This is a genomic window from Jidongwangia harbinensis (assembly GCF_020216025.1).
GTDB classification, from domain to species: Bacteria; Actinomycetota; Actinomycetes; order Mycobacteriales; family Micromonosporaceae; genus Actinoplanes; species Actinoplanes harbinensis.
Genome location: NZ_JAIWNC010000072.1, coordinates 1 through 21,399 on the forward strand (window position 1 = coordinate 1; position 21,399 = coordinate 21,399).

Consider the following 21,399-nt stretch of genomic DNA (forward strand, 5'->3'; position numbering starts at 1 on the left):
CGCGGCGTACCAGGCGGCGACGACCCACACCGGCCAGCCCACGGTGATCCTCGCCAAGACCATCAAGGGCTGGACGCTGGGCTCGCACTTCGAGGCCCGCAACGCCACGCACCAGATGAAGAAGCTGACGCTGCCCGACCTGAAGGGTTTCCGGGACCGGCTGTACCTGGACATCAGCGACAAGCAGCTGGAGGACAACCCGTACCTGCCGCCGTACTTCCACCCGGGTGAGAAGTCCGACGAACTGCAGTACCTGCTGGAGCGCCGCAAGGAGCTGGGCGGGTTCGTTCCCACCCGCACGGTGACAAGTCGACCGCTCAGCATGCCCGGTGGGGACGCCTACGCGAGCGTGAAACGCGGATCAGGCAACCAGCCGGTAGCCACGACCATGGCACTGGTCCGGCTGCTCAAGGACCTGATGAAGGACCCCGAGATCGGCCACCGATTCGTGCCGATCATCCCGGACGAAGCTCGCACGTTCGGCATGGACTCGTTGTTCCCGACCCGCAAGATCTACTCGCCGCACGGCCAGACATACGCGTCGGTGGACCGGGAGCTGCTGCTGAGCTACCGCGAGTCCCGCAGCGGCGTACTCCTGCATGAGGGGATCACCGAAGCCGGTTCCGCCGCGTCGTGGACGGCCGTCGGCACCTCCTACGCGACCCACGGCGAACCGATGATCCCGCTGTACATCTTCTACTCGATGTTCGGGTTTCAGCGCACCGGCGACGGCTTCTGGGCGGCCGCCGACCAGATGACCCGCGGCTTCCTGCTCGGCGCCACCGCCGGCCGGACCACGCTCAACGGCGAGGGCCTGCAACACCAGGACGGCCAGTCGCTGCTGATCGCCTCCACCAATCCGGCCTGCCTGGCCTACGACGCCGCCTACGCCTACGAACTCGGCCACATCGTCCGCGACGGCCTGCACCGCATGTACGGCGCGAAGCAAGAGAACGTCTTCTACTACCTCACCCTCTACAACGAGCCGATCCTGCAACCGGCCGAACCGGAGAACGTCGACGTAGAAGGCATCCTGGCCGGAATGCATCGCATCTGCGGCACCGACGACGCCGAAGGCCCGACGGCGCATATCCTGGCTTCAGGCATCACCGTTCCGGCAGCGCTGGCAGCACACCGCTTGCTCCACGACGAGTGGGACATCCGTACCGACGTCTGGTCGGTCACGTCCTGGACCGAGCTACGCCGCGACGGCCTTGACACCGACCAATGGAACTTCCTGCATCCCGACGAACCGGTCCGTGTCCCTTACCTGTCCCGTCGCCTACAGGAACACCCCGTCCCCGTGGTGGGCGTATCCGACTGGATGCGCGCGGTGCCGGATCAGATCGCTCGGTTCGTCCCTGACCGTTGGGCGTCCCTGGGCACCGACGGCTTCGGCATGTCCGACACCCGGAAGGCGCTGCGCCGCCACTTCCGTATCGATGGGTCTTCTATCGCTCTACGCGTGATCCAGGAGCTGACCGCCGGCGGAGTACTGGATTCAGACACGCTCCGCAAGGCACACGCAGCATTCGGCCCCATCGCCGACGACGACGCGGTATGAGACGGCGGATTTCCTGGTACGTGGCGCTGGAACTGGTCAAGGTCACGGCGGCTACTGTCAGCCGGCGTGCTTCGGCTCACCGGCTGAAAGACAAAGGAGGCGAACCATGCACTCGACCCATCTCGATACGCTTGCGAACGAGCTTCTCACCGCAGCGCGCGGCGCGCGCAGCGGCCGCAGCGCTCACACCCTGTTCGGCCGTCACGAACACAAGCTCCGCCAAACCGTCATCGCGCTGATCGCCGGTCAGCGCCTCGCCGAACACAACAGCCCCGGCGAAGCCACCTTGCAGGTGCTGCGGGGCCGAGCCCAGTTGACCACGCCCACACAGCAATGGACGGGCCAAGCGGGAGACCACGTCATCATCTCCCTCGAACGCCATGAACTGCTCGCCGTCGAGGACACCGCCGTACTGCTGACAGTCGTCAGCGCACCCTGAACGCCACCCGCAGAACAAGGAAGGTCTCCCGGATGCACGACGACGATCCCGGTGTCGCTCAGCTACAACGATGGCAAGAATCCGGTGGCCGATGGCGGGTACTGACACGCACCACGGACACCGTGGTGATAGCACTGCTGACCTGCGATACCGGCGAAGAGGTCGACCGCCTGTCCGGTGCCGGCCCGGCTCTGCTGGCTTACCTCGGCGACCGCGACACCAGCGAGGACGACATCACGCCGGCCCTTCCCGTGCGACCGGGACCGACCGCAGTCGTGCGGGATCGCGACATCTCCGGTAAACCGCGTAACTCCCGGCCACGCGACGCCCTGGGCCGCCCGCTGGAACCCGGCGCACCGGGCGTTCTCACCATGCCGGACGACCTGAACCCAACACCGATCGAGGCACTGCAGCAAGCGCAGAAACTGCTCGACGACGGCTTTCCGTTCCACGCCCACGAGGTCCTCGAGGCCGCGTGGAAGTCAGCCCCGCCCGACGAACGCGAATTGTGGCGCGGCCTTGCCCAACTCGCCGTCGGCCTCACCCACGCCCGCCGTGGAAACGCAACCGGCGCCACCCGATTGCTGCTGCGATCAGCAGACCGGATCGGCCCATACGAGCACTCGGCACCCCACAACATCGCGGTAGCCGAACTCAGCGCGTGGGCACGGACGACCGCCGCGCACATCAACGAGAACCATACCGCCGTCGACGCCCGCATACCGCGGCTCACCAGACCCGCCGGCCCCAAATGAGCTCCTGGCACGCGGTCCGCCGGTCCCGTCGATGGCGGTGGTGTCGCCGGACTGTCCGGACGTGCCAGCAGGATCGCACGGCATCGATCCTTCTGCGCATCTCGACGGTTGCGCGGTCATCCGGGTCGGATCGGGTCGCGTCGACGGATCGCGACCTTCGCTGAACGTGACCCGGCGAAGCTGTCGTGGGTCGACCTGGGCGTCGACCTGGTACTGGATTGCACTGGCGTCTTCTAATCCGAGGAAGACCGGACGGGCGCGGCGCTCCCGCCCGGCACCGGAAGCCACACAGTGGTAACTGCCCAGATCTCCCGGAGTTGCTCACCTTGTTCAGCCGCAGCGCAGAGGCCAGCAGCGCTCTGGTCGGCACAGTCGCCGCCTTCGGCGGCACCCGACTGACGCGGCCCGGAGGCGGTGCTCTTCGTGGGGAGAAGCGTAGCGAGGAAATGCGCGCGCGACCGCCTCCTTGGAAGAGACGACGGAGTCGGGAAAGACGTGTCATCAGGTGCCGCTGATGCTGGACGAACGAAGGGCGTAGTCAGTCGCCGCTTCGCGGCACGTGGACACGCTTCCTGCGTTCGCGCTGCTCCCGGCTGTAGCGCTTACGGCGTTCAAGATCGCGCTTCCAACCTTCGCGCGCAGCTGGCCCGGTGCCATCGATTGCCTTGCTGACCTCGGCAGGCCCGAGCAGGTACCGGAAGGACCAGTCGTCGAAGGTCCGGTGGAACCAGCGCATGAGCCGACCCCGCTTGCGGTCGTCCTTGTTCCTCAGCATGGCTATCAGCCTCCTTGAAGCACCGCAAGCCCGAGACGTTTCGCGGCCTGCTCACGTTTGCGCTCCACCTACAGTGTTGGCCTCGCAAGCACCGACGGATAGGGCTGACAGCGGCGACGGACAGAGCCGGACTGTGCCGGGTTCCGGCAAGGTCGATCGCACAGTAATGGCTTGTTCTTGTGACTTGACGGTCAGGCAGTGGTAGCCAATGGGCGGTCGCGCGCTTCGAGGTCCAGCACCACTGTTCGGAGCCGAAGACCTCAAGCGGATCTGGTGGTCACATACTGCACAGCCCGGCCTGGACGGTCTGCATGAACGGCACCGGATCGCACAGATAGACATCGGCTTGCTCGTACCAGACGAAGATCTGGTGTCGATGCGTGACGACTCCCGGTGCGCGTGGGATCCGAGCTGGTTCGCCGCCACTGCTGAGGTGTCGATCATCTGCGTGACAGCAATCCGCGGTGTCGCGGTGGCGGCCCGTGCTGTTCCGGATCGGCGATCCCTGGCCGCAGGCGAGCCGGCGAGCAAATGCCCCATGGGTGTGCCAGCTGGCGGGGACCTTGACGACACGTCGAGCGGCACCACCGACACGCCGATGGCGGGTGCAGCCAACCAGGGCCGCGGATAGCGCATCTCCGGCACGCAGCCAGCCCTGCGATCCGTCGCCGTCCGTGTCGCCCAACAGCAGTGCATAGACCGCGGCCCGGTCGTGCCCGCCGCCGACCGGCAGTATCCAGGGCCGGCCAAAGTCGCGGCTGGGCAATGTGGTGCTGCGTGGGGTGCTTGGGGCAGCACACTGGCGGTGAGCCCAGCCCCCGACAGCCTGGCACGGCCGGTCCAGTACGTCAGCGCCCCGGCGATCTGCGGGTCGCCGGCTTCCACCGCGGCGGCCCGGCTTGACGCGAAGCCCAGGTCCGCCACGTCATCGGACCCGAGCAGCGGCAGGCCGCCTTCCGCGCAGGCCGCCGTCGCGACGACCCGCACCCCCACCGCGGGTATGGACCGTTCGCTCACTGGCCGCCGGCCGATGTACCAGATGCCTATCGCGTGCGCCAGGCGCAGTGCTTCCGATGTCACCGGAGCCCGGCCGTTCACCATGAGCGTGGCAGCAAGTCCGGATCGCTTGCTTGCGGCAGCCGGGTCACGTGCGCCGCCAGCCGTCAGCAGCGAGTGCGATCCGAGCGTGGTGCAGGACGGCCCCGCAGTTGAGCATCAGCTATCGGCCTTGCGGGGTCTCCGGCCGACAGTTGGCGGCTGCGCGTGGAGACAGGTCCAGTCGTTCCGGGTGTACCTGCCATAGCCACGGCTGAGCGTTGAGGACCGACGGCGCGATCCCGGCCGCGGTAACGGCGTCGGTGAACGAGGCAGCGGGCAGCCGGTCGACCGCAGTCGTTTCTTGTCTCATGCTCCGGCTCTCTGAGCGTCCGTTTGCGGCGTACCGCCGACGTTCGCCCGGCGCCGGCGTGGGGCCGAATCACGTGCCTTCGGCGCCGGGTTACCGGCTACTCGGGCGTCGTGCAAGGTCACTGAGGACGGCTGCATGGCTGTGTTCGACGTCCCGGGTGGCCGTCAGCAGCGTGACGGTCCTCGTGCGGGCGAGTTCCCGGAGCCGGTCGACGGCGGCTGCTGGTCGGGCGTGGCGGAGTTCGGCCAGGTAGCGGTCCCGGAACTCAGTGAACCGCTCCGGTCGGTGCCCGTACCAGCGGCGCAGTGGCGTGGACGGCCCGATGTCTTTCACCCACTCGTCGAGAAGGACCGCTGCCTTGGTCAGACCGCGTGGCCACACCCGGTCAACCAGCACCCTTACGCCGTCGTCGGATGAGGGATCATCGTAGACCCGGCGAAGCCTTACCTGCCTTTCCAACGGTCCTCCTCGATCTGGATCGCTCGCGGTCACCACAGGGACGGCAGTGCGAGGTGTCATCGCCAATTCTCTGGCCATGTCCTCCTCGCCGGACAGGTGTGTGACCAGCACCTACCACGGTGACAGATTGCCGGATCCCGGAACGCCGGACCCAACGGTTGCCCTACCCCGCATCAACTCGACCTGGTTGCGTCTCATCGGCAGGAGCGAAGCGGAGATAACCGCGGCGAGACGATCGGTCCGGCGCCCCGCACGAAACGCGAGCCACGACAGGATGCGAGGTTCCGTCTGCCGGCACGTCCACGGGTGCCGCCGGACGACCCGACGAGGGCTGGAGGGCCAAAGCTCGACGGGTTCGGTGGTGTAGACGACCGTCCGACCCCGCCGGCCCGCGTCGCGGTGTCGTGTGCGCCGTAGTGCCGAGCACCGGCAAGTTGCGGCACCCGACCTGACCGGTGACGGCACCTGTGCACGACCGGACCGATGGCGATCATTGATGGTGATCGAGGTGACGGCGGCTCGGTGACAGAGTGACCCGGCTGGCCGTAGCCGCTGCAGGTCAGTGTCCATCAACGGCCAGAACGAGGGCCGTGCGGTCGACGATCCACCAGTTCGTTGTCGCGCAGCCGATCGCCTGCCCCGCGTCGATACCCGAGGAGTCGCAATGAGCATTGCGCAACGAACCGCAGAAACGACCTGGGAAGGCTCGCTGACCGACGGCGGCGGGGTGATCCGCTCGGAGAGCGGCGCACTCGACGGGCTGGATGTGACCTGGGCGGCGCGCACGGAAACGCCCGGCGGCAAGGTCAGTCCCGAGGAATTGGTCGGCGCCGCTCACTCGTCCTGCTTCGCGATGGCGCTCACGCTGCTGCTCGGCAAGGCCCACACACCACCGGACCGCCTCAACGTGGCGGCAACGGTGACCCTGGACGGCGCCGATGGCGTACCGACCATCGTCTCCTCCGCGCTGCACGTCGACGGCTGGGTACCCCAACTCGACCCGGCAGGTTTTCAAAAGGTCGTGGACGAGGCGGCCGCACTGTGCCCCGTCTCGCGGCTGATCGCCGGTGCTCGGATCAGCGTCGAAGCCAACCTGCAGCCGACCTGACTCACGCCAGTCATCCAGGTGGGCGGCGAACCACCTCGACACGACAGCCATGCAGGCGGCGGACCTGGGCAGGCCGTACCCGTTCATCGGTAGAGCGGACATGTCACCGGGCCGTCATGACAGTCGATGACCCAGCCGCCTCGGCGCGCCACCAGCGGATCTGGTACCGACGACTGCCGTTCGGCGTGGTGCGGTGCCGCTGCGGTGCGAGACAGCGAGTGACGACCGATGCCTTTTTCCGCCACGCACCGCTCAGGGTGAGCACATCACCTCCGGGCGGTGGCGCTCGGTGGCGGAGCTGAAGGTCCGGTGCTTGCTAACGGTCGGCAGACCGGCTGACACCACCAACACCGACGACGAGCGCCACCGCACGACGATGCACGCGACCGGACATCGGCACACCGTCTGGAGCCTTCATGCGTTTCTCATTGACCCGACATCACCGCGACGACGGGCTAGTCACGCTGGCCCCTGCCGGCGACGTTGACATGGACGCCGTCGACGCGCTGGGATCCGCCATCCAGGACGCCCTGCACACACCGGATCGCATCGCCGTGGTCGTCGACCTGGCCCAGGTGACGTTCCTGGACTGCGCCGGCATCGGCGCACTGGTAGCCGGCCGCAACACCGCCATCAGCCGGGGACACCGCTACACGGTGGTCAACCCGCAACGCCTGGTCCGCCGGGTCCTGGAACTCACCGGCGTCTTCACCGCCCTCACCGGGCGGCGCCCACAGCCGGCACCTGGGACCGGCCGAGCAGCGCGGTCACACCGATCCCGACGCCACCGCGACGACCGGCGGGTTGCGGCGACACCTTCGAGCGCCGATGTTTACGCCTCGCCGCACGGATAGGAGCTGGTGATGGAGAAATGGTCGTTGACGGCGCTCGCCGATGGACTACTGAGCCACGCGCTCAGCGCGTCGAGCCGCCGCGACATCCGCACCATTGATGGCGGACGTCCGCACCTGCTCTACCAGAGCGTGATCGCGTTGGCCCGCGGCCAACGGATCGAGGAGCACGACCACCCGGGTGAGGCGACCGTGCAGGTGCTGCGCGGGCGGGTGCGGGTCACTGCCGGCGAGGACACCACCGACGTTTCGACCGGTCAGTTGGTCATCGTGTCCGGTGTCCGGCACTCGGTGACCGCCTTGGAGGACGCGGTCGTCCTGCTCTCCGTCGCCAGACGAACGACACCAACTCCGGCTGACCGGATGAACCTTGACCTTCCCGATTCCTACCACCGTCAACGCCAGCGCGGGCACCGACGCTGGCCGGTGAACGCACCGGTGCCGTAGCCACCGACGGCTTCCTGCTCCGATCGGTACGACGCCAGCCGACCCTCAAGACTTCGAAGGCTTGCCAGACAACCAGTCGCGGTGGCCAACCTGGAGCATCGTTCGCTGCGCAGCTGAACAACCGGGATCGTCGCCCTATTGGAGGCACAGATGAGACACCCTGACATCGTCGTCGGCACTGACGGCTCCGACCCGAGCCGGACCGCCGTACGTTGGGCCGCCGCCGAGGCCCGACGACACGACACCCCACTGAAGATCGTCACCGCCTACACCTGGAACGGGCCGGCCGAAGCGCTCGGCGGCGTGGCAGACCTGCCGGACGTCGTCGCCCAACAGTTCGACCGGATGGCTACCGCGGCCGCGGACGAGGCGCGAGCCCTGGAGCCGGGCATCGAGGTCTCGAGCACCGCCGTAATCGGTGACCCGGCCTCAGCTCTGCTGCGAGCCAGCCGCACCGCGGCCATGCTCGTGGTCGGCAACCGCGGGCGTGGCGGCTTCGCCAGCCTGCTGCTCGGCTCGGTCAGCCAGCAGGTCGCCACCCACGCGAGTGGCCCCGTCGTCGTCGTCCGCGGCCGCCGCGAGACCCCATCCGGCCCCATCGTGGTCGGCGTCGACGGCTCGGCATCGGCCCAGCGCGCCCTTGCGCTCGGATTCGACCAGGCGCAGCGGCGCGGCTGCGGGCTGCTCGCGGTACGCAGCTACCCAGTGCCGATGCCACCGTACGGACCCGATATGCCACTGCTGCTCTACGACCAGGACGCTGCCGCCCGAGACACCGCCCGCGACCTCGACACGATCCTGACGCCGTGGCACGACAAATACCCCGCGGTGCGGGTGAAGACCCTCATCGAGCCCGGCAGCCCGGCGAAGAACCTGATCGACGCCTCCCGCGACGCGGCCATGGTCATCGTCGGCAGCCGCGGCCACGGCGCACTCATCGGCGGCCTGCTCGGCTCCGCCGGCCAGCAGCTACTCCACCACGCCGACTGCCCAGTAATGATCGTCCACCCAGAACAACCATGACCGGCAGCGTCCGGCACCGGCTGAAAGCAAATAGAGGCCGCCGTCGCCGACCCGGTCACCACACCGATATCCACTCTTCAACCGACCGGCAACGACATCTTTAGCACACGGTCGGCCGCACGGGCAGACATAAGGCAGCCCCACGTCAACTCCGTCGCCGCGGCCGGGCCGGACGGACAGAACAGGAGAGGACGAGAAGTCCCAAGGGTCTGCACCGCCTCACGCAGGTCCCCGGCAGAGACATACCTGACCTATCCGCCTTCCGTTGGTGAGGATTTCGGCAAATGACCAGCACCGCACAACCGAGCACAGAGCGGCAAACCGAGACGCCCGCCCGGATCCTCGTCGGCTACGACGGATCACTACCGGCCGGCGCGGCGATCGAGGTTGGCGCGTCCCTGATCCCCGAGGCACAGGCCTGGATCGGTCACCTCTGGACACCACCTTTCGCGAGCGACGCGCTGCGCCGGCGCTTGTGGAAGGGCACCGCCTCCATCAACAAGTTCGTCGACGCCGTCGAGCGGGAGGGAGCAGCAGAGGCGAATCGGGTAGCCGCGATGGGTGTCACCCTCGCTATCGCCGCCGGCTGGCAGGCCGAGGCGCTGGTCGAGCGCACCTACGGCGGCGAGGGCCTGCAATTCACCCAACTCGCCGAGAAGATCAACCCGGACCTGCTGCTGGTCGGATCTCGCGGGCTCGGCAGCGCCGAAGCTGTCCTGGGAAGCACCTCCGACACGGTGGTGCACTACGCGTCCCGGCCGGTGCTCGTCGTCGCCGAGCCGCTACTGACGGCGGAGCGGGCGGCACTGATCGACGGGCCGGTCATCGTCGGATGGGACGGCTCCGCCGGCGCGCAGGCAGCGCTCGCAGCGGCGACACGGCTTTTCCCTACTCGCACCTTGGAGCTGGCCGACGTCGACCAAGGCGACCGGCACCCGCCGCCCCCCGGCGGCCATGACGTGATCTCGCTGGCGGTGGATAGTCGCCACTTCACGGTCGCGCGGACTGTGGCCGAGACGCTGGCGGATCACGCACGTCAGCGTCAGGCGGCGCTGGTGGTCGTGGGCTCGCGGGGAAGGTCTACGGTACGCGAGATCCTGCTAGGCAGCGTGGCGGCGGCCACCTTGCACCATGCCCACCGGCCCGTCATGGTCGTGCCTCGCGACGCCTCATCAGACGCGCCCTGACGCGGCGATGCCGGGTCGGAAGCGGCCGGTGGATGGACGGGGCGCGGACAGCCGGCTCACGTCGACGGGCGGCTTCCCGTTCTCCCGTTTGGGCAGGACATCGTCAGGAGCCAGGGTGAAGATGACGTAGGAGATCCGTAACCACCCGAGGACGTTTCTCCATACCGCCAGGAGGTGAACTTGTCAGCGCAGGCGCCCGAGCTGATGCCGCCGTGGCACGCGCGGTCGGCCGCCGATGCGGTCCGCGCCCTGCAGGTGGACCCGGCCGAAGGGCTGTCCTCGACGCAGGTGCAGCGCCGGATGGACCGGTACGGCCCGAACCGGCTGGCCGAGGCGCCGAGAGAGCCGCGGTGGCGGGGGTTCCTGCGCCAGTTCCAGGATCTGCTGATCGGCATCCTGCTGATCGCCGCGGTGGTGTCGCTGCTGGTGAGCCGCGAATGGGAGACTCCGGTCGCGATCGCGTTGGTGGTGCTGTTGAACGCGACGATCGGCTTCGTGCAGGAATCCAAGGCCGAGGCGTCACTGGACGCGCTACGACGGATGAGCGTGACCACCGCCCGGGTACGCCGGGACGGGCGCATCGGTCAGGTGGACGCCGCGGAGCTGGTGCCCGGTGACGTGGTCGTGGTGGAGGCCGGTGACCGGATCCCCGCGGACGGGCGACTGCTGTCCGCGACCTCGCTGGAGATCCAGGAGTCGATGCTCACCGGAGAGGCGCAACCGTCAGCCAAGTCGGCCTCGGCCGAGGTGAGAGAGGACGCCCCGCTCGGCGACCGGGGCAACACGGTCTACATGAACACCGCGGTCACCCGAGGCCACGGCGAGGTGCTGGTGACCGCGACGGGCATGCGGACCGAGACCGGGCGGATCGCCGGCATGCTGCACGCGGCGAAGGCGGGGCCGACGCCGCTGCAGCGCCAGATCGACAGCCTCAGCCGCACCCTGGCGGCCGTCGCCGGCGGCGTCATCGTCGTCGTCTTCGTCCTCGGGCTGCTCCGCGGGCAGGAATTCGACGATCTGTTCATCAGCGCCGTCTCCCTCGCGGTGGCCGCCATCCCAGAGGGCCTGCCCGCGGTCGTCGCCTTCACACTCGCCATGGGCGCCGGCCGGCTCGCCAAGCGCGGGGCGATCGTCAAGCGGCTGGCGTCGGTGGAGACGCTGGGCAGCACCTCGCAGATCTGCACCGACAAGACCGGCACGCTGACCCTCAACCAGATGACTGCCCGGGAACTTCTGCTGGCCGGCCGGCGGTTCACCATCTCCGGTCAGGGCTACTGCACCGACGGGCGGATCCGCACGACCGACGGATCTCCACCGCCCGGCACGCTCGACCAGGCGCTGCTCCCGATGGCCTTGTGCAGCGATGCCGTGCTGCGCGACGGCGACGTCGTGGGTGATCCCACCGAGGGCGCCCTGATCGTGCTGGCCGAGAAGGGCGGCATCGACGTCGCTGCCCTGCGCAGGGAACGCGCCCGCGTGCTCGACATCCCCTTCGACTCCGACTACAAGTTCATGGCCACCTTCCACAACTGGACCGACGAGCACGGCCGCGAGGTCGTACGGTGTTTCGTCAAGGGCGCACCCGATGTGCTTTCCGCACGAGCCGACCGTTACCTCGGCGAGGCCGGCGTCGAACCGTTCGACCAGAGGGCGCGGGACCGCTACGACAAGGCGAACGCGGCTCTGGCACGCCAAGGCATGCGGGTGATGGCCGTCGGAGTCGAGGACCTTCCCGCCGCCGGCTTCGACCCGGGGCAGGACCCGAAGGCGATGCTCGACCGGCTGGTGCTGGTCGCGCTCATCGGCATTGTCGACCCTCCGCGCCCGGAGGCACGCCGGTCCATCCAGGAGTGCCGCAACGCCGGGGTTCGGGTGCGGATGCTCACCGGCGACCACGCCGAGACCGCCGCCGCCATCGCCGCCGAACTCGGCATCCCCGGCCGGGCGGTGACCGGCGCCGACCTCGACGCGATCACCGAAGACACCGAACTGGCCGGTCAGCTGGACGAGATCGGCGTCGTCGCCCGGGTGTCCCCCAGCCACAAGATCAGGATCGTCCGGGTGCTGCAGGAGCGCGGCGAGGTCGTCGCCATGACCGGAGACGGTGTCAACGACGCTCCCGCACTACGCAAGGCCGACATCGGCGTCGCCATGGGGATCACCGGCACCGAGGTAACCAAGGAGGCCGCCTCCATGGTCCTCACCGACGACAACTTCGCCACCATCGTCTCCGCGGTCCGTGAGGGCCGCGGCGTCTACGCCAACATCGTCAACTTCACCCGATTCCAAGTCTCCACCGCACTCGGATTCGTGATGACGTTCCTGATCGCATCGCTGACCGGAATCGCCGGCGGCGCACCGTTCACCGCACTGCAGATCCTGTTCGTCAACCTGGTCATGGACGGCCCACCGGCCATGTCGATCGGTGTCGACCCGGTCAGTCACGACGCCATGAGCCGACCCCCGCGCCCCCGCGACGAGCGGATCCTCAACCGACCCCGCCTGCTGCGCATCCTGCTGGGCAGCACCGTCATGGCCACCGGCACGCTAGCCATGCTGATCTGGGCGCCGGGTCCCGCGCCCAAGCTGGGTGAGGCCACCGTCGTCGGCACCATGGCGTTCGTCACCTTCGTACTGTTCCAGGCGTTCAACCTGCTCAACGTTCGCTCCGACTTCCGCAGCGTGTTCAGCCGCGAGACACTGGAAAACCGGTCGGCATTCGTCGCCACCGCCGCCGTCGTAGCCCTGCTGGCACTGCTCGTCCAGATGGACGTCCTGCACGGACTGTTCAACACCGCCGACCTGACATCAGGACAATGGCTCGCCTGCACCGCGGTGGCGTCCACCATCCTGGCCGCCGGCGAACTGGTGAAGGCGACACTGCGCGCCCGCAACACGCGAGCCGCCAGGATCGCCGTAGGGACTGTGCCAGGAGCGGTGTTTCCGGCCCGACACGCCGGGCTGAGGTCCGGCGGGATGAACACGGTGAGTGATGACATCGAACGTTGTGAGTCCACGGAAGAAGACCGACGGTGACGGACGGCAGCTGTCGCAGGAGCAGGGCCGCTGCGGCGGCGATGGTGCCGTCGGCTACAGCATCCTAGGACATTCGGTGTCGTTGTCATACTACCCGCACGGAGGGGGCCTCCCCGTTAGGCCAACTGATCGGTAGGTGATGTCAGTAGATCGGCGATGTGGTTAGTGGCTTGCAGGCGTCGCGTTGCGCTGACCCGGGTGTAGTACCGCATGAGGGTGGCAGGGTCATGGCCCAGCCGTTCGGCGACTTCATGGATGCCGAATCCGGCGTCAAGGAGGTTCGACGCGATCAGGTGCCGGATCTGGTGAGGACCGAGCGGCCGGACACCCGCCGCGGCAGCTATCTGGTTGAACCTGCCGGTGACGTTGTCCGGACGCAGATGCCGGCCGGTTCGTCCGGTGAACAGGTATCGCGACGCCCGGCCCGATGTCGCTCTCCCGGTCAAGCCCTCGAGGGTGTCCTCGTCCAGAATCAGCGTGCGGAAGCCGTTCGGCGACTTCGGCGGCTTCACCCGGACACGGCTACCCGGATCCTCGACGACGATCTGCCGGCGCACCTTCAAGGCACCCTGGCTCCAATCCAGGTCCCCGTACCTCACGCCGCACAGCTCACCACGCCGCAGACCCGCGACCATCAGCAGGCGCCACATCGGGTACAGGCGATCGCCTCGAACATAGTCACCGAACCGCTGCGCCTCAGCGATTGTCCATACCGGCCGCTCGTCATCGCTCTCTCGCGGCTTATGAGCGCCCAGGCTCCTGCCGACCTGCTCCCGGAACGCCTTGTCCAAGATCAGGTGCAAGGTCCGCAACGTGGTGCGGGAGTAGCCGACAGCCTCTAGCTCCCGGTAGGCGCGCTCGACCATGCAGGCGCTGAGCCGCGACGCCCGCACACCACCCACATACGGGAAGATCAGGCCGAACAACCACAGGTAGCCGTACACCGTGTTGGGCTCGAGCTCCTACTGCCGCGCAAGCACCCAACCCTGACAGATGTCGCGCACCGGATCACTCAAGCGCGGCTGCGGATGCAGCGCGTCACGCTGCTGGCAAAGCCGCTCATACTCCGCCAGCGCCGCCTTCTCCTTAACAAAGCCGGTCCGCCGCGCCTGCCGCCTGATCCCGCTGTCATCACGTCCCAGCTCCAGCCGAAACCCAAACAAGCCAGTCACCTGATCCTGAACGATTGCCTCGGGTACGAACATGGTCCTGCACCTCAACTCCCCGCCGTACGGCTCCCAGACAAGAGCAGCCTTCACTTCCCCCATGAAGGAAGGCTTTCGGCGCGAAGGCAACAGGTCAGGTAGCACATGTCCCTCGACCGGGCAACGATTCTGACTGAACGAGCGAAGGTCACCGCACGAGCGTTCGTGTCCTGCAGGTGTCACGAACATCCATCGTGGACCGCCGAGCAACCGTCAGGCTTCAAGGTTCGGCCAGGTCCGCAGTCAGCGAACCAAGCCAGATTCGCCTGGTCAGCGGCACGTCACCGATCAACGCTTCACCCTGAGCCGCGGCTTCAGCCACGTCGCCGATCAACTCGTGTCCACCAAAGGCAGGACTGAGCAGGAAACAGTACAGGCGTACGGGCGAAATAGAGTGTCGCGCGATGCCGGATAGATTAAAATCGGTAAATGAAAAAGGCCAGCTGAGCTGGCCTTTCACAAAGTCGGGCTGACAGGATTTGAACCTGCGACCCCTTGACCCCCAGCATTTATAGGGCCCAGCGACGTGCTAACAAATGTTTTACCAGGTCGCCCAAAAGTATACCCGGCCGAGTAAAGGGGTCCAACGCGTTGTCGCTCTCGCGGCCAGCTAGATACTATCTGACCTGCACATTCTCGGGATCGCTTGTCCTGACGCGATGCTCTCAGCGCTTGAGCCAGGAGACGTTGGACCGCCTGTCACAGCCGTCGGCCGTCCGCTCCGGCGTTATCGAACGACCCTCTCCAACTGCAAGCAAGCGAGCAACTCGCCAGATCACCAACCGGGCCTTCGACTCCAATGACCCGATCCTTGAGCTGCGCGATAAATACACCAACACGGTCGGGCGACTCCTTCGACCAAAGAACGGCCGCACCCAGGCCGGTAATCAACGAAAAGCCTGGGCTGCTCGGAATCAGCGAGGACGACCTACGCGACTTCCCGCGCCAGCCTACGCGAAATCGGAGCTTGTTCGCCGGGCCAGCCCGCAGCGGCGCAGACTGATCTACTTCGGCGATCAAGTCTTGGCCGGAATCGGTTAGTCGGCGAGGTCGGCCACCCGCGTGTCACCCGCAACGACGAGACGCTCGATGCGGCAGCCCGGAGTCCAGACTACCGACGAGAAACTGGACCAAATCGTCAGACTGCAGTCGTCGTCGCGGTGGAGTCCTGCGACAGTTGCCGCGCGGAGTTGATCAGAGGCTCGTGGCTGAATGCCTGGGGGAAGTTGCCGACTTGACGACCGCTGACCGTGTCCCACTCCTCGGCCAGCAGGCCGACGTCGTTGCGCAGACTGAGCAGGCGTTCGAACAGCTCTTTCGCCTCACCGAGACGACCCAGGCCGTGCAGTGCGTCGACAAGCCAGAAGCTGCACGCGAGGAACGCCCCTTCCCCACCGGCCAGGCCGTCGACACCGGCCTCGGGCCGGTACCGCCGCACGAAGCCATCCGCGCAGAGGTCCTGCTGGATGGCGCGCACGGTGCCGGCGACGCGCTCGTCGCGCCAAGGCAGGAAACCGACCCGAGGCAGCAACAGCAACGACGCGTCCAATTCCGTGCCGCCGTAGTACTGGGTGAACGTGCCACGCTCGGCGTCGTACCCCTGCCGGCACACGTCGCGGTGGATGTCGTCGCGTAGCGCGCGCCAGCGGTCCACCGGTCCGTCGAGGCCGAACTGGTCGACAGCACGCACCATCCGATCGACGCCGGTCCACGCCATCACCTTCGAGTGCACGAAGTGCCGGCGAGGACCGCGGACCTCCCACAGCCCGTTGTCGGGTTCCGTCCAGTTGCCCTCGAGGAAATCCATCAGTGACCGCTGTAACTCCCAGGCGTCGTCGGACGCGGCGAGTCCGGAGGTGCGGCCCAGGTGCAGGCCCTCCAGCACCTCGCCCCAGACGTCGAGCTGGAACTGCGCGGCGGCGCCGTTGCCGATGCGTACCGGTGCCGAATTTTCGTAGCCGGTGAGCCATGGCAGCTCATACTCGGGCAGGCGGCGGGTGCCGTCGAGTCCGTACATGATGCGCAAGTCCTCGGGCGACCCCGCCACCGCGCGCAGCAGCCATTCCCGCCACGCCCGCGCCTCGTCGACGAAGCCGCTGGCGAGCAGCGCCTGCAGCGTGAAGGTGGAGTCCCGCAGCCAGCAGTACCGGTAGTCCCAGTTACGGCTACCACCTAACTGCTCCGGCAGAGACGTGGTGGCGGCAGCCGCGATGCCTCCCGTCGGCGCGTAGGTCAGGCCTTTGAGAGTGATAAGAGAACGTCGAACGGCGCCGTGCCACTGTCCCTCGTAGGTGCACTGCCCCATCCATTGCGCCCAGAACGCTTCCGTCTCGTTCAGGGCTTGCGGACCGTCGACCATCGCCGGTGTCGGCTGGTGCGACGGCGCCCAGGTGAGCACGAACGACACCTGCTCCCCCGCGCCCACCTCGAACTCCGCCCAGCTTGCCTGATCCGCACCATGCAGCGGAACCGTGGTGTGCAGCCATACCGCGTCGGGACCGGCGACCGCGGTGAGCATGCCGTCGACATGGCGAACCCAGGGAACGACCGATCCATAGTCGAACCGCAGACGCAGCTCACTACCCATCCGCACCCGCCCGCTGATGCCCTGCACGATGCGTACGACGTCGGCCGCTTCACCGCGGGGTGGCATGAAATCCACGACCCGGACAGTGCCCTCCGCAGTGACCCATTCGGTCTCGAGCACCAACGAGTCGCCTCGATAGCGGCGCCGGGTGCATGAATCCGCACCCGTGGGCGCCAAACGCCAGCGGCCAGCCTGTTCGGTGTCCAGCAGGGCGGCGAAACAAGCCGGTGAATCGAACCGTGGCAGGCAGAGCCAGTCGATCGAGCCGTCCCGTCCCACCAGGGCCGCGGTGTGCAGGTCCCCGATCATGGCGTAGTCCTCGATGCGCCCCGCCATCACGCACCTGCCCGGGGGTCAGTGCCCGGCGCGGGGAACGGCAGCTGCTTGGCGAGCAGCGAGTCCTCCGGTCCGCCGCTGCCCGCCGGGTACTCCAGCAGCGGCACCGTCTCCTCGCGCCAAGCGGACAACACCGGCTCCACGATCCGCCAGCACTGCTCGGCGGTGTCGCCGCGCACGGACAATGTGGGGTCGTCGTCCAGGACCCCGCGCAGCACCTCGCCGTACGCCGGCAGCTCTCCCGGCCCGAAGTCCACGCCCAGGGTCACCGGGTCGATCCGGAACGGGTCGCCGGGGCCGTTGATGTTCACGTCCATGGCGAGCCGGTCCGGGCCGAAGCCGATCCGCAGCCGGTCCGGCCGGTCGTAGCCGGTCAACCCGTCGGGCACCCGGGCCGGCTGCTTGAAGGTGATGACCGCTTCCTTGCGGGTCGCACTCATCGCCTTGCCCGACCGCAACCGGAAGGGCACCCCGGCCCAGCGCCAGGTGTCCACGGTCAGTACCACCTCGGCCAGCGTCTCGGTGCTCCGGGCGGCGTCGACCCCCGCCTCGTCAGCGTAGTCGGGCACCCGTCGACCGGCGATCTCACCGGCGGTGTACCGGGCCCGGCGGGTGCAGGCCCGTACGTCGTCGTCCCACAGCCGGGTCGCCCGCAGCATCTGGGCCTTGCGGTCGCGCAGCTCGCGGGCGTCGACCGTGGGCGGCGCGTCCATGGTGAGCAGCGCCAGCACCTGGAGCAGGTGGCTCTGCACCATGTCGATGAGCGCGCCGGCGGAGTCGTAGTAGCCGGCGCGGCCCTCGAGGGCGAGGCTCTCGTCGAAGACGATGTCCACGGCGGCGACGTGTTCGGCGTTCAGAACGGGCTCGAAAAGCCGGTTCGCGAACCGCAGCCCGAGGATGTTGAGCACCGTCGACTTGCCCAGGAAGTGGTCGACCCGGTGGATCTGCTCCTCCGGCACTAGCGTGGCCAGCAGTTCGTTGAGCTGCGCCGCGCCCGCGGTGTCGGTGCCGAACGGCTTCTCGAGCACCAGCCGGGTACCCGTGGGCAGCTCGACCTCGGTGAGGGCGCGGCAGGCTTTCGCCGTGATCGCCGGTGGCAGCGCGAAGAAGATCACCACCGGGCCTCGGCAAGCGGCGAGCAGTCCTCGCAAGTCCTCCGGCCGGGTGACGTCGGCGCGCAGGTAAAGCGCGCTGTCCGTCGTGGCCGTCACCTGCGCGCCGGTCGCGGCCGCCGCCGCGAAGGACTCGGTCACCCGCTGTCGCCACCGCGCGTCGCTCCAGTCGTCTATGCCGCTGCCGACCAGGAACAGCCCTCCACCCGTACCGCCGGCCAGCAGACCACCGAGCCCCGGCAGCAGCAGTCGCCCGGTGAGGTCGCCGCTGGCACCAAGCACCAACAGCGTCTGTCCGCCGGCGGCCGAGCGTGACTCGGCACCGCGCATGTCCCGAGCCGACCCCGGCGATTCAGTCCTCATGTCCCTGTCCATGCCCCGCCCGATCATCGCTAACCACGCACGGCACCACACTGTGATCCGCTGAACCGACGCAGCTCTTCAGACAGGCTCCCCTCAGCCTTGCCGGCGATCCGCATGGCTGGCTGATCACCGTGCCTGGACGCCACGAATTCGACGGCGCACTACTCCGTGCCAAGACGGTACTTCCGCTTCCCGGTCGAAGCCCCGAAACCGAAGTAAACAAACGAGGGGACAAACTTGATGCAGGCAGGCAGGCTCGGAGCCGGGACATCGGCTGCCGCGGTTTCAGCGGCACGAACAGATCCTCGCCGCGGCGACGAAGGCGTTCGCCCGCAACGGGTTCACCGCGACCGGGTTGGACGACATCGCCGCCGAGGCCAGGGTGATCCTGTACCGGCATTTCGACTCCAAGACCGGCCTGTACCAGGCGGTGCTGGACCGGTTCTGCGCTGTCCTTGGCGATCACGTGGCACAGCCGGTCGGCGGGTTCACCGACGCCAGCATCGACGGGGGTGCTCAAGGCCGCTGTCGCCGAGCCGGCCGGTTTCCGGCTGCCGCGCTTTCGCGGGCGGTGACGACCATCTGGTACGGCCGCGGAGCGGGGCTTGAGCCGCCCTGCTTCGTTGGCGGAGTGCACGGCGTCGATCAAGGGTCGCAGGCCGGCGTTTACGCAGTTGTTCCTCGACGACAACAGTGGTGGAGTTGGTCAGAGTCGCGACCGCGATCCCCGCCCGGCGTACGGCTGCGCGCCGAGTTCGATGCGCGTTTCCCACGCCTTCTGCCCGTCCTTGTCCCACTCATCCAGTAGCCGACGCCAGCGTCCAGCCTCCAGGTTGCCCGGCTCATCCCGCAGCGTCGCAGGCTTGACTCATCGATCAATGTCAGCCACGACGAGTGCCACCTGAGCAGGCGGCACGGTTCGTTCACGCGAACCCACGGCCACGGGTTGCCGGTCGCCCACTCCCTCACCCGGCCGGTGATCAATGACCGGTAGCACGGTGGCCGCACCTGTCAGGTCCAGACATCTGCGGACCAGTGGCTGCGGCGCCATCAGCGTCACTGTCCGGCCGACCGCTACAGCCGTGCGATTCGCGGCGAGCACGGCGCCCAGGCAAGCGCAGTCGAACAGGGAGACGGCGGAGAGATCGAGCAGAACATCGGTGCCCCGCAGGACCGCACCGGTGATGCTGCGACGTAGCGCCGGTGCGGCGTCGAGGTCGAGCTCACCCGAAGGCGCCACGACGGTCACCCGGGCCAACCCGTACCCCTCGACGGGCTGATGCCGCACTGGCACACGGGCGTCCTGACCATGCGAACTCGTAGGCATGAATCCTCCCCTCGCCGTCGGACACCTGTCATCCTGGCCGCCGGACGTGGCGGCCCGTCCCCGGACCGATGACGAATCCGTGACAGCATCCAAGCAGCCCATAAAGATTCAAACGGCCCACCGCAGCGAACGACCGACGTGTTGATCGGCCGAAGGGGGCACCGACTCGCGGCACGCGCCTGGGCGGGTACCCGGCGACTGCTTCGGCCATCTGCCCGCCGGACATAGCGGTTAGAAGCTCGCGACAAGACGGCGGCGAGTGGCGCCCCAGCGGCGTGAGCCGGCCGGTCCCGCGGGGCGGGACCGGCCGGAAGGTGGTGCGTGGTCAGCCGCGTTCGGGCTGGCCGGCGCCGTTGTAGTCGGTGGCGGTGGTGCGTGGTCAGCCGCGTTCGGGCTGGCCGGCGCCGTTGTAGTCGGTGGTGCCGAGCGCCGCGGACGGCGGTACCGGCTCACCGGCGGTCAGGCCCTTCGGCGCGTCGCTGGAGACCTGGGCGGCCGCCTCGCGTACCTGCGCGTTGACCGCCGCGGCCTCGTCCGCCGCGGCCTGCGCCGCCTCCGCCGCCTCGCGCTCGACCGCACCGGAGTCGACCGCGTCGGACGGCTTGTCGCCGACCATGTTGGCCAGCCCGCCGAGCGCGCCGCCGAGGCCCTCCATGGCCTTGCTCAGCTCGGTCGGGATGATCCAGACCTTGTTCGCCGTGCCGTTGGCGATCTGCGGCAGAGACTGCAGGTACTGGTACGCCAGGACCTTCTGCGACGGGTTCGAGGTGTGGATCGCGTCGAACACCGTACGGATCGCCTTCGCCTGTCCCTCGGCCTGCAGGATGCGGGCCTGGCGGTCACCGTCGGCGCGCAGCACCGCCGCCTGCTTCTCGCCCTCGGCGGTGAGGATCTGGGCCGCCTTGTGACCCTCGGCGTTGAGGATCGTGGCCCGGCGTTCCCGCTCGGCGCGCATCTGCTTCTCCATCGAGTCGCGGATGCTCGGCGGCGGCTCGATCGCCTTGATCTCGACCCGGGTGACCTTGATGCCCCAGCGGCCGGTGGTCTCGTCCAGCACGCTGGACAGGTGCCGGTTGATCTCCTCGCGGCTGGTCAACGCGCGTTCCAGGTCCAGCGAGCCGATCACGTTGCGCAGCGTGGTGACGGTGAGCTGCTCGATGGCCTGCAGGAAGTGCGAGATCTCGTACGTGGCCCGGACCGGGTCGACGACCTTGAAGTAGAGCACCGTGTCGATCGAGACGACCAGGTTGTCGGACGTGATGACGGGTTGCGGCGGGAAGCTGACCACCTGCTCGCGCATGTCCACCTTGGTGCGGACCGCGTCCACGAACGGGACGAGCAGGTTGAGCCCGGGCGACAGGGTGCGCTTGTACTTGCCGAGGCGCTCGACGACGTCCATCCGCTGCTGCGGCACGAT

21 protein-coding genes are annotated in these 21,399 nt (G+C 68.0%); 11 read left to right on the top strand and 10 right to left on the bottom strand.

Annotated elements, in window-relative coordinates:
- The 4 genes from LDL48_RS42230 to LDL48_RS42245 form a co-directional block, all read left to right on the top strand.
- The coding region (locus tag LDL48_RS42230; protein WP_443667694.1) for a transketolase-like TK C-terminal-containing protein at positions 1–1,564 on the top strand (1,564 nt) is incomplete at its 5' end.
- A gap of 106 nt (positions 1,565–1,670) precedes the next feature.
- Entirely contained in the window at positions 1,671–2,003 is a 333-nt protein-coding gene (locus LDL48_RS42235) for a cupin domain-containing protein (protein ID WP_225260835.1), read from the top strand.
- Between the two features lie 32 nt (positions 2,004–2,035).
- Positions 2,036–2,758, top strand: a complete 723-nt coding sequence (locus LDL48_RS42240) for a DUF309 domain-containing protein (RefSeq protein ID WP_225260836.1) — start codon at positions 2,036–2,038, stop codon at positions 2,756–2,758.
- Positions 2,759–2,866: 108 nt separating this feature from the next.
- Positions 2,867–2,995 (top strand): glyceraldehyde 3-phosphate dehydrogenase NAD-binding domain-containing protein, encoded by a 129-nt coding sequence (locus LDL48_RS42245; RefSeq protein ID WP_225260837.1) that lies wholly within the window; start codon positions 2,867–2,869, stop codon positions 2,993–2,995.
- Between the two features lie 301 nt (positions 2,996–3,296).
- On the opposite strand, the gene LDL48_RS42250 is transcribed toward LDL48_RS42245, so the two are convergent.
- The 3 genes from LDL48_RS42250 to LDL48_RS42260 all read right to left on the bottom strand — a co-directional run bounded on the left by LDL48_RS42250 (position 3,297) and on the right by LDL48_RS42260 (position 5,400).
- A complete protein-coding gene (locus tag LDL48_RS42250; protein ID WP_225260838.1) occupies positions 3,297–3,533 on the bottom strand; it encodes a hypothetical protein in 237 nt (78 codons plus the stop codon).
- Between the two features lie 277 nt (positions 3,534–3,810).
- Positions 3,811–4,218: a hypothetical protein gene (locus LDL48_RS42255; protein WP_225260839.1), complete on the bottom strand. Its 408-nt coding sequence runs from the start codon at positions 4,216–4,218 to the stop codon at positions 3,811–3,813.
- Between the two features lie 813 nt (positions 4,219–5,031).
- Positions 5,032–5,400: a DUF488 domain-containing protein gene (locus LDL48_RS42260; protein WP_225260840.1), complete on the bottom strand. Its 369-nt coding sequence runs from the start codon at positions 5,398–5,400 to the stop codon at positions 5,032–5,034.
- Positions 5,401–6,064: 664 nt separating this feature from the next.
- Between LDL48_RS42260 and LDL48_RS42265 the strand changes: the two genes are divergently transcribed.
- The 6 genes from LDL48_RS42265 (at position 6,065) to LDL48_RS42290 (ending at position 13,052) form a co-directional block, all read left to right on the top strand.
- Entirely contained in the window at positions 6,065–6,508 is a 444-nt protein-coding gene (locus LDL48_RS42265) for an OsmC family peroxiredoxin (RefSeq protein ID WP_225260841.1), read from the top strand.
- A gap of 416 nt (positions 6,509–6,924) precedes the next feature.
- Positions 6,925–7,362: an STAS domain-containing protein gene (locus LDL48_RS42270; RefSeq protein WP_225260842.1), complete on the top strand. Its 438-nt coding sequence runs from the start codon at positions 6,925–6,927 to the stop codon at positions 7,360–7,362.
- A gap of 24 nt (positions 7,363–7,386) precedes the next feature.
- Positions 7,387–7,806, top strand: a complete 420-nt coding sequence (locus LDL48_RS42275; RefSeq protein ID WP_225260843.1) for a cupin domain-containing protein — start codon at positions 7,387–7,389, stop codon at positions 7,804–7,806.
- Between the two features lie 150 nt (positions 7,807–7,956).
- Positions 7,957–8,829 carry a universal stress protein gene (locus LDL48_RS42280; RefSeq protein WP_225260844.1) on the top strand — a complete coding sequence of 291 codons (873 nt, stop codon included), beginning with the start codon at positions 7,957–7,959 and terminating at the stop codon, positions 8,827–8,829.
- A 284-nt stretch (positions 8,830–9,113) separates the two neighbouring features.
- Complete coding sequence (locus tag LDL48_RS42285; RefSeq protein ID WP_225260845.1) at positions 9,114–10,016, top strand: universal stress protein; 903 nt, start codon at positions 9,114–9,116, stop codon at positions 10,014–10,016.
- A gap of 174 nt (positions 10,017–10,190) precedes the next feature.
- On the top strand, positions 10,191–13,052 hold the full coding sequence (locus tag LDL48_RS42290; protein ID WP_225260846.1) for a cation-translocating P-type ATPase: 2,862 nt from the start codon (positions 10,191–10,193) through the stop codon (positions 13,050–13,052).
- 116 nt (positions 13,053–13,168) lie between these two features.
- Here the strand turns inward: LDL48_RS42290 and LDL48_RS44905 are convergent, their stop codons facing one another.
- From LDL48_RS44905 to LDL48_RS42315, 5 genes are all read right to left on the bottom strand, one after another.
- Complete coding sequence (locus LDL48_RS44905) at positions 13,169–13,996, bottom strand: tyrosine-type recombinase/integrase (RefSeq protein WP_225260847.1); 828 nt, start codon at positions 13,994–13,996, stop codon at positions 13,169–13,171.
- Between the two features lie 18 nt (positions 13,997–14,014).
- Positions 14,015–14,257: a hypothetical protein gene (locus tag LDL48_RS42300; protein WP_225260848.1), complete on the bottom strand. Its 243-nt coding sequence runs from the start codon at positions 14,255–14,257 to the stop codon at positions 14,015–14,017.
- 220 nt (positions 14,258–14,477) lie between these two features.
- The gene (locus LDL48_RS42305) at positions 14,478–14,717 is read right to left on the bottom strand and encodes a hypothetical protein (RefSeq protein ID WP_225260849.1); all 240 of its coding nucleotides are present in this window, start codon (positions 14,715–14,717) and stop codon (positions 14,478–14,480) included.
- Positions 14,718–15,395: 678 nt separating this feature from the next.
- A complete protein-coding gene (locus LDL48_RS42310) occupies positions 15,396–17,180 on the bottom strand; it encodes a glycoside hydrolase family 15 protein (RefSeq protein ID WP_225260850.1) in 1,785 nt (594 codons plus the stop codon).
- Complete coding sequence (locus LDL48_RS42315) at positions 17,180–18,655, bottom strand: glucose-6-phosphate dehydrogenase (protein ID WP_372472338.1); 1,476 nt, start codon at positions 18,653–18,655, stop codon at positions 17,180–17,182. The genes LDL48_RS42310 and LDL48_RS42315 overlap by 1 nt, the downstream gene beginning before the upstream one ends.
- A gap of 301 nt (positions 18,656–18,956) precedes the next feature.
- On the opposite strand from LDL48_RS42315, the gene LDL48_RS42320 reads away from it, so the two are divergent.
- The gene (locus LDL48_RS42320; RefSeq protein WP_225260854.1) at positions 18,957–19,463 is read left to right on the top strand and encodes a TetR/AcrR family transcriptional regulator; all 507 of its coding nucleotides are present in this window, start codon (positions 18,957–18,959) and stop codon (positions 19,461–19,463) included.
- 60 nt (positions 19,464–19,523) lie between these two features.
- Here the strand turns inward: LDL48_RS42320 and LDL48_RS42325 are convergent, their stop codons facing one another.
- Together LDL48_RS42325 and LDL48_RS42330 are read right to left on the bottom strand one after the other, a co-directional pair.
- Positions 19,524–19,904 carry an STAS domain-containing protein gene (locus tag LDL48_RS42325; protein WP_308016562.1) on the bottom strand — a complete coding sequence of 127 codons (381 nt, stop codon included), beginning with the start codon at positions 19,902–19,904 and terminating at the stop codon, positions 19,524–19,526.
- Positions 19,905–20,361: 457 nt separating this feature from the next.
- A partial coding sequence (locus LDL48_RS42330; RefSeq protein ID WP_225260852.1) for an SPFH domain-containing protein occupies positions 20,362–21,399 on the bottom strand: 1,038 nt, incomplete at its 5' end.

Bases quoted from the DNA above. Each gene is read 5' to 3' on its own strand.
- LDL48_RS42265 (WP_225260841.1), top strand. From the start codon at position 6,065: ATGAGCATTGCGCAACGAACCGCAGAAACGACCTGGGAAGGCTCGCTG.
- LDL48_RS42240 (WP_225260836.1), top strand. From the start codon at position 2,036: ATGCACGACGACGATCCCGGTGTCGCTCAGCTACAACGATGGCAAGAA.
- LDL48_RS42310 (WP_225260850.1), bottom strand. From the start codon at position 17,180: ATGGCGGGGCGCATCGAGGACTACGCCATGATCGGGGACCTGCACACC.
- LDL48_RS42270 (WP_225260842.1), top strand. From the start codon at position 6,925: ATGCGTTTCTCATTGACCCGACATCACCGCGACGACGGGCTAGTCACG.
- LDL48_RS42235 (WP_225260835.1), top strand. From the start codon at position 1,671: ATGCACTCGACCCATCTCGATACGCTTGCGAACGAGCTTCTCACCGCA.
- LDL48_RS42280 (WP_225260844.1), top strand. From the start codon at position 7,957: ATGAGACACCCTGACATCGTCGTCGGCACTGACGGCTCCGACCCGAGC.
- LDL48_RS42285 (WP_225260845.1), top strand. From the start codon at position 9,114: ATGACCAGCACCGCACAACCGAGCACAGAGCGGCAAACCGAGACGCCC.
- LDL48_RS42315 (WP_372472338.1), bottom strand. From the start codon at position 18,655: ATGAGGACTGAATCGCCGGGGTCGGCTCGGGACATGCGCGGTGCCGAG.
- LDL48_RS42300 (WP_225260848.1), bottom strand. From the start codon at position 14,257: ATGTTCGTACCCGAGGCAATCGTTCAGGATCAGGTGACTGGCTTGTTT.
- LDL48_RS42250 (WP_225260838.1), bottom strand. From the start codon at position 3,533: ATGCTGAGGAACAAGGACGACCGCAAGCGGGGTCGGCTCATGCGCTGG.